Genomic DNA, 6,682 nt, shown 5'->3' with positions numbered 1-6,682 from the left:
TTGGAGATTTGAAGTTCAAGTACAGGAATCGAGAATTTTGGTGTCGAGGGTATTATGTAGATACGGTAGGAAAAAATACCGAGAAGATACAAAGTTACATAAAGCACCAACTAGAGCAGGATAAAATGGGAGAGCAATTATCGCTCCCGTACTCAGGTAGCCCGTTTACGGGCCGCAGGAAATAGTCATATGCAAATGTCAGATCACTATGCGCCTGCTAGGGCGCTGCCAGTAGGAAAGCCTTATAGGCGCATATGAAAAACCACCGGCTATGCCGGTGGATACTTTTTTTATCGAGCAACTTCATTATCAAAAGCGTGGGTGAGGTTGGAGCTATCCCCACATGACTAAAATAGCGGCAATTGCGATTAGAAAAAGCCCCAGTCCATCTTTAATTTTTACTGATTGTTTTAGCCAAAAAATAGAAATTAACATCGTAAAAAAGATCTCAATTTGGCCTAAAGTTTTTACATAAGGTACGGTTTGAAGAGACATTGCACTGAACCAACCAATAGAACCAAGACAGCTACTTGTGCTGGTTAATAGCGTCAGCTTAGGTCTTGCCCATAATTGTTTTAATGAGTTGTTGTCGGTCACCATTAGGTAAATTAGCAGTAATAAAGTCTGCAGTGAAATGACCAACAATAATACCCAAGCAGCACTGTGTGGAAAGGGTAAGCCAAGTGCTAAACTGGCTTCACGTACCCACAATGAAGTGAGCGCAAAGGCACTACCACAACTTAATCCCAGTAAAACAGTTGGCATTGAAAGCTGCTTAACATTGCCGTGCGTGCTCATCAAAAATACACCAATGCCACCAACGATGACGCCAATCCAGCCCAAGCCTGTCAAATGAGTGCCAAAAAAAATCATCCCTAAAATAGCGGCAACTAAGGCTTCGCTTTTGGCTAGCCCAGCACCTACAGCATAGTTATTTAATTTAAAAAGCTTAACCATGAGCGCAGTCGCGACGATTTGCATCAATGACGCTCCGATAATGAAAGCGATAAAGGTCAATGACAATGTAGGTAATTTCGCAGGTATGAAATGATACAAAGTGATGAGATAGAGAGCCGCGATAGGGCCAGCCCAAAGAAAGCGGGCAAGGGTAACACCAGTAGTACTGACCTCAGTTGCTAAGTGACTTTGGAATGCATTGCGCCAAGATTGCATGAACGCGGCCAGAAGGGTGAATAAGATCCAAGTCATGGAAGTCCATTTTGAGTGACAAGAAAGAGGCAATGCTATGAGATGCAGAGATATTGGGCAAGCGGAATATAAAAAGGGCTGCGAATGCAGCCCTTTAATGGTATTTAAACTCGGTTCAGAGATTAATACTGTGGTTTAGTCATTGCCGCACCAGCTTGACTTTGCGCTGACTGGCTGCCTGCTGCACGAGTTGCAATTCGTTCAGCATGGAAAGGTGCTGATACGATTTCAATCTCTTTGAGCAACAAAGAGCCTGAGGCTTTGGTCATCGGAGAGAATGCATGCGCTTTGATTGTTTTAGGTAATACGGCTTCAGGTGCCTTAGTTACTGCTTCAACCTTCAATGTTGGTACTTTCTCTGTCGTGGCTTTTTCTTCGACAACGAGCTCAATAGCGGTAGTCTTTTCAATAACAACTTCTGCGATCACTGGCTCTGAAATAACGGCTTCTACAGTGACCGATTCTGTTACCACTGTCGATGGTACTTGAGGTTCAATAGCGTCCTGCAAAGAGACTGTAACAGGTTCTTCAACGACGCTCTGGTTCTCTTCGTGGCGAATAATGACCTTACCCATTGCCATTTCAGGGAAAGCAAAACCACCTAACGTTATCTCGGTATTGTTATCTACGACATCTGCCACTTGTTGAACAGGTTCAACCGCTGCGACTTGCTCTGTTACCGGTGCTTGATACACAGGTTTAGAGAGGTCATAGCGAGGCATCACTTTACCCATTGCCATCTCAGGAGAGGCAACCCCACCTTTGCGTAAACGGAATGGGTTAGGGCGACGATCACGACCACGGCGTCGACGTTGACCACTGGCTCGTAAATGTCGAGGGGAGCGGCGATTGCGACGTTGATTTTGATCGTCATTCTCATTGTCGTCGTTTGGTGTAACGACCGATGTCTCAACAGATTGTGCTGTTTCAGCTTTTACGGCTTCAATAACCTCTGCTGCCGGGGTTGTATTGATCAACATTTCAGCTTCTGGTTGTTCTTGAGCGATTGTCTGATCTTTTACACGAACTTGTTTGTTTAACTTACGGCGTTGACGGCGCTCTTTTACTTTTGCCGTTTTCTCTTCCGTTTTATCTTCATTCGCTGTCAAGGTAACGGCTTGCGCTTCAGCCGCAAGTTGTAGCCCTTGCTCCGCTAACTTTTCAGATTTGCTGTCATCACGCTTGTTGCGGCGCTCTTGTTTTGGCTTGCGAGCTTGTGTCTTACGAGGCTCGTTGGTAGCAACAATTTCTTTGTCTTGTGTTTCTTCAACAAGAGCAGAGGTATTGACAGGTTTACGTTTGTTTCTGTCACGGTTTGCGTTGTCGCGATTAACATTTTCACCGCGTCCGTTACGACGACGTTGGTCATTTCGATCACGACGCTGGCGTGGTGCTTGGCTACGTTCGTTTTCTTGTTTTTGTTGCTCTTCCTCAGTTTTCACCTCTTCCGTGGTGGTTGAGAAGATGCTACCAAGAGCTTTAACGATGCGGCCAAATAGACCTGGTTTGCCTGGTTCAACAGCGATCTCTTTGACTGGAACCGCTACCTCTGCTTTAGGTGTTGGAGCTGGAATAGTTTGTGCTGGAGCAGCAAACCCTTTCAACGCTGGTTCTTCAATGCGTTTTGGTTTGAAATCGATATCTGAGCTTTCTTTACCTTCTGCTTCTTTCAGTGCTTCTAGTTTCATTGGCACTAAGTAAGAGAGTATTTCTTGCTCTTCCCCTTCACGGACACGGATCACTTCAAAATGAGGCGTTTCCATTTCAGAGTTAGGGACAATGGTGATCTCGACTTCTTGAATGCGTTCAATATGATTGATTGAGCGACGTTTTTCATTGAGTAGATAAGATGCAATAGGAACGGGAACCACCGCCATAACTTGAGCGGTATTATCTTTTAGTGCTTCTTCTTCAATGAGACGTAAAACAGAGAGCGCAAGAGATTCATTATCACGAACCACTCCGGTACCAGAGCAGCGTGGGCAGATATGGTGACTTGCTTCGGCAAGTGATGGGCTCAAGCGCTGACGCGACATTTCTAACAAGCCAAAACGTGAAATTCGGCCAATTTGTACGCGAGCACGATCTAGGCGTACGGCATCGCGTAAACGGTTTTCTACTTCACGTTGGTGACGAACAGGAGTCATATCGATGAAATCGATAACCACTAATCCGCCCAAATCGCGCAGACGTAATTGGCGAGCAATTTCATCGGCTGCTTCTAAGTTGGTGTTAAGCGCCGTCTCTTCAATATCGCCGCCTTTTGTTGCACGAGCAGAGTTGATATCAATTGAGGTCAATGCTTCGGTTGGGTCGATAACAATAGAGCCACCAGAAGGCAAACGCACTTCACGCTGGAAAGCCGATTCGATTTGGCTTTCAATTTGGTAATGGCTAAATAGGGGTACTTCACCGTCGTATTTTTTTACACGACTCACGAAATCAGGACGCACCAAACGAATGTGCTCAAGGGCACGTTCATAAATTGTGTTGCTATCAATTAGAATTTCACCAATGTCACGACGCAGATAATCACGAATTGCGCGTACAATGACGTTGCTCTCTTGGTGAATAAGTAGCGGTGCAGGACGCAAATCGGAAGCTTGTTTGATTGCGCTCCAGTGATTGAGCAAAACGTTTAAGTCCCACTCTAGCTCTTCCGCACTTTTGCCCACACCTGCAGTGCGAACGATAAGGCCCATGCCTTGAGGAAGCTCTAAACTGCTCAATGCGGTTTTTAATTCGGTACGCTCATCGCCTTCGATACGGCGTGAAATACCACCGGCACGAGGATTGTTTGGCATAAGAACTAGGTAGCTACCAGCAAGAGAAATGAAAGTGGTCAACGCAGCGCCTTTGCTGCCTCGCTCTTCCTTTTCAACTTGGACAATAACTTCTTGGCCTTCTTTAAGCGCTTCTTTGATGTTTGGACGGCCTTGGTAAGTGTAGCCATCAGGGAAATATTCGCGGGCAATTTCTTTGAGAGGAAGGAAACCGTGACGTTCAGCGCCGTAATCAACAAATGCAGCTTCTAAACTCGGTTCAACACGGGTGATACGTCCTTTATAGATGTTCGCCTTTTTAGATTCATGCCCTGGACTTTCGATGTCTAGATCAAAAAGTCGTTGGCCATCAACCAGCGCGACACGCAACTCTTCTTTTTGAGTTGCGTTAATTAGCATTCTTTTCATTTAAAAATCTCGTTATCTTTCTTTAGTTTTGATTATTGGACTTGTTGCTGGGTTTCGTTTTCACGGTGCCAGATCCCATGACTAAAAGGTGCAGCCTCCCGGCTGGAGGGGATGCTCTAGGGCACTTCAGTTATCGCACGCACACGATTGCCTGCGATCCGCGTATTGGCGGAAAATACTCAACATGAAATGACGATGAGTAGAGCAACAAGATAGCTTCGCTCAATAGTGTCTTACGCCATGTGCAGCACATTGACGCTTAGCAGTCTACTCACTATTTTGCTCAAAAATGGACGGTAAAGAATAAAAAATCACCGAATCATTCATTGCAGCTGTGAACTATAGCAGTGACAGGTAAACACAGCAATCTGCTTTGTTATGAACAGGTCAAAAAAATGAGAATAGGTCTAAAAGTTAGATGGCTAATTTAATGTTTATCAAAGAGTTTTAGCTGTTAAAGTAAGAATTGTAATGGGTAATATTTAATTTTATCCACAGTCACATTTCAATTGGTGTAATTCTCGCCAATTTGCCATTAAACAGCAGATGAAAATATTCTTTTTTGTGGCGAAGAAAATGTGAATTTAAACAATTTACAGTGGTACAATGGCGCCCATGAGTGAAATTAGAACCCAAGTCCAGCTCATCGATATCGATGAAGATATGGCTGGTCAACGCATTGACAATTTTTTGCGTAACCAATTAAAAAACGTTCCCAAAAGTATGGTTTACCGAATCCTGCGCAAAGGAGAGGTTCGTGTAAATAAAAAACGCATCAAAGCAGAATATAAGTTATCGGCTGGTGATGTGGTGAGAATACCACCAGTGACTCTCGAACAGTCGGATCAAGAGAGCAACACACCCAATACCAAATTGAGTAAAGTCGCCGAGCTAGAACACTGCATTATTTTTGAGGATGAGCACTTACTTATTCTGAATAAACCTTCCGGTACGGCTGTTCATGGTGGGAGTGGTTTGAAATTTGGCGCAATTGAAGCGCTGCGGGCATTGCGCCCAGAAGCTCGCTTTTTGGAATTGGTGCACCGTATCGATCGCGATACCTCGGGCATTTTATTAGTGGCTAAAAAGCGCTCCGCACTGCGCCATCTCCAAGCCCAGTTTAGAGAAAAAACGATTCAAAAATATTACTTTGCTTTAGTTATGGGGCAATGGAAAAGCGGCTGTAAAGTCGTGAATGCGCCACTATTGAAAAATGAAGTGAACAGCATTGTGCGAGTCAATCCAAACGGTAAAGCATCGGAAACGCGCTTTAAGATCCTTGAACAGTTTGCACAAGCAACTTTGGTGCAAGCCAGTCCGATCACTGGCCGTACTCATCAGATCCGCGTTCATACTCAGTATACAGGGCACCCGATTGCGTGGGATGATCGTTATGGTGACCGCCGTTTTGACGCATATACCGCACAGTTTGGCATTGACCGATTATTCTTACACGCGGCCAATATTCGTTTTATTCACCCTTCGACAGAGGCGTTAATGGACATTAATGCACCACTCGATACTCAACTAGAGCAAGCATTAGTCAAATTGAGAAACGCTTAAGGCCAGCTTTCATTCGTTAACGAGTAGCAACATAGTAGAAACATAAAGTAATGGTCGAAGTCATGGTATAAAAGTGAGCGCAGATCAAGGCGCTCACTGTTAATCATTATCCTAAAACGGTAATGCCTTGAGACTCAAGCATTGAGACTAGCTTAATTAATGGTAACCCAACCAAACTATTAGGGTCATCACCTTCTAAACGTTCAAAAAGTGCAATGCCTAGGCCCTCACACATAAAGCTGCCTGCGCACTGTAGTGGTTGTTCTTTTGCCACGTAAGCCGTCACCATCTCGGTAGATAAAGAGCGAAAATAAACCGTGAAGGGTTCTACGGTGACCATGCATTGACCAGAGACTGAGTTGTAAACCGCAAGCCCAGTATAAAAAGTGATGGCTTTTCCACTTTGTTTGAGTAACTGCTTAATGGCTTGTTCTTGAGTATGAGGTTTGCCAATAATCTCACCGTCAATCACGCAAACTTGATCAGAACCGATGACTAAACTGGGTTGGTTTGGATGGCAAGATCTTGCTTTCGTTTCTGCTAAACGAGTCACCAGATCTTGTGCGGACTCACTAGATAACGGAGTTTCGTCGCAATTAGGCGAGCAGGTAACAAAAGGTAAATCCAGCTTTTTAAGTAATTGCTGCCGAAACGGCGAAGTAGATGCTAAAACTAGTTGGTAATTTTGCATTTTGATTTAGAATTGCTGCGAATTTTAC

Annotated in this window: 5 protein-coding genes; 2 read left to right on the top strand and 3 right to left on the bottom strand. The window is 44.5% G+C overall.

Going from position 1 to position 6,682, the window contains the following annotated elements; genetic code table 11:
* The coding region (locus tag AACT18_RS10945) for a transposase (RefSeq protein WP_176445988.1) at positions 1-185 on the top strand (185 nt) is incomplete at its 5' end.
* 148 nt (positions 186-333) lie between these two features.
* On the opposite strand, the gene AACT18_RS10940 is transcribed toward AACT18_RS10945, so the two are convergent.
* Both AACT18_RS10940 and rne read right to left on the bottom strand, forming a co-directional pair.
* The gene (locus AACT18_RS10940) at positions 334-1,209 is read right to left on the bottom strand and encodes a DMT family transporter (RefSeq protein ID WP_094125424.1); all 876 of its coding nucleotides are present in this window, start codon (positions 1,207-1,209) and stop codon (positions 334-336) included.
* A 122-nt stretch (positions 1,210-1,331) separates the two neighbouring features.
* Positions 1,332-4,400, bottom strand: a complete 3,069-nt coding sequence (gene rne / locus AACT18_RS10935) for a ribonuclease E (protein ID WP_094144324.1) — start codon at positions 4,398-4,400, stop codon at positions 1,332-1,334.
* A gap of 615 nt (positions 4,401-5,015) precedes the next feature.
* Between rne and rluC the strand changes: the two genes are divergently transcribed.
* Entirely contained in the window at positions 5,016-5,963 is a 948-nt protein-coding gene (gene rluC / locus AACT18_RS10930; protein WP_088729014.1) for a 23S rRNA pseudouridine(955/2504/2580) synthase RluC, read from the top strand.
* 106 nt (positions 5,964-6,069) lie between these two features.
* Here the strand turns inward: rluC and AACT18_RS10925 are convergent, their stop codons facing one another.
* A complete protein-coding gene (locus AACT18_RS10925) occupies positions 6,070-6,654 on the bottom strand; it encodes a Maf family protein (RefSeq protein WP_094125423.1) in 585 nt (194 codons plus the stop codon).
* Positions 6,655-6,682 lie beyond the last annotated feature (28 nt).

The organism is Vibrio sp. V04_P4A5T148 (assembly GCF_963875605.1).
In the GTDB taxonomy this organism is placed as follows: Bacteria; Pseudomonadota; Gammaproteobacteria; order Enterobacterales; family Vibrionaceae; genus Vibrio; species Vibrio anguillarum.
This window is presented reverse-complemented; position numbering and strand designations above follow the sequence as displayed.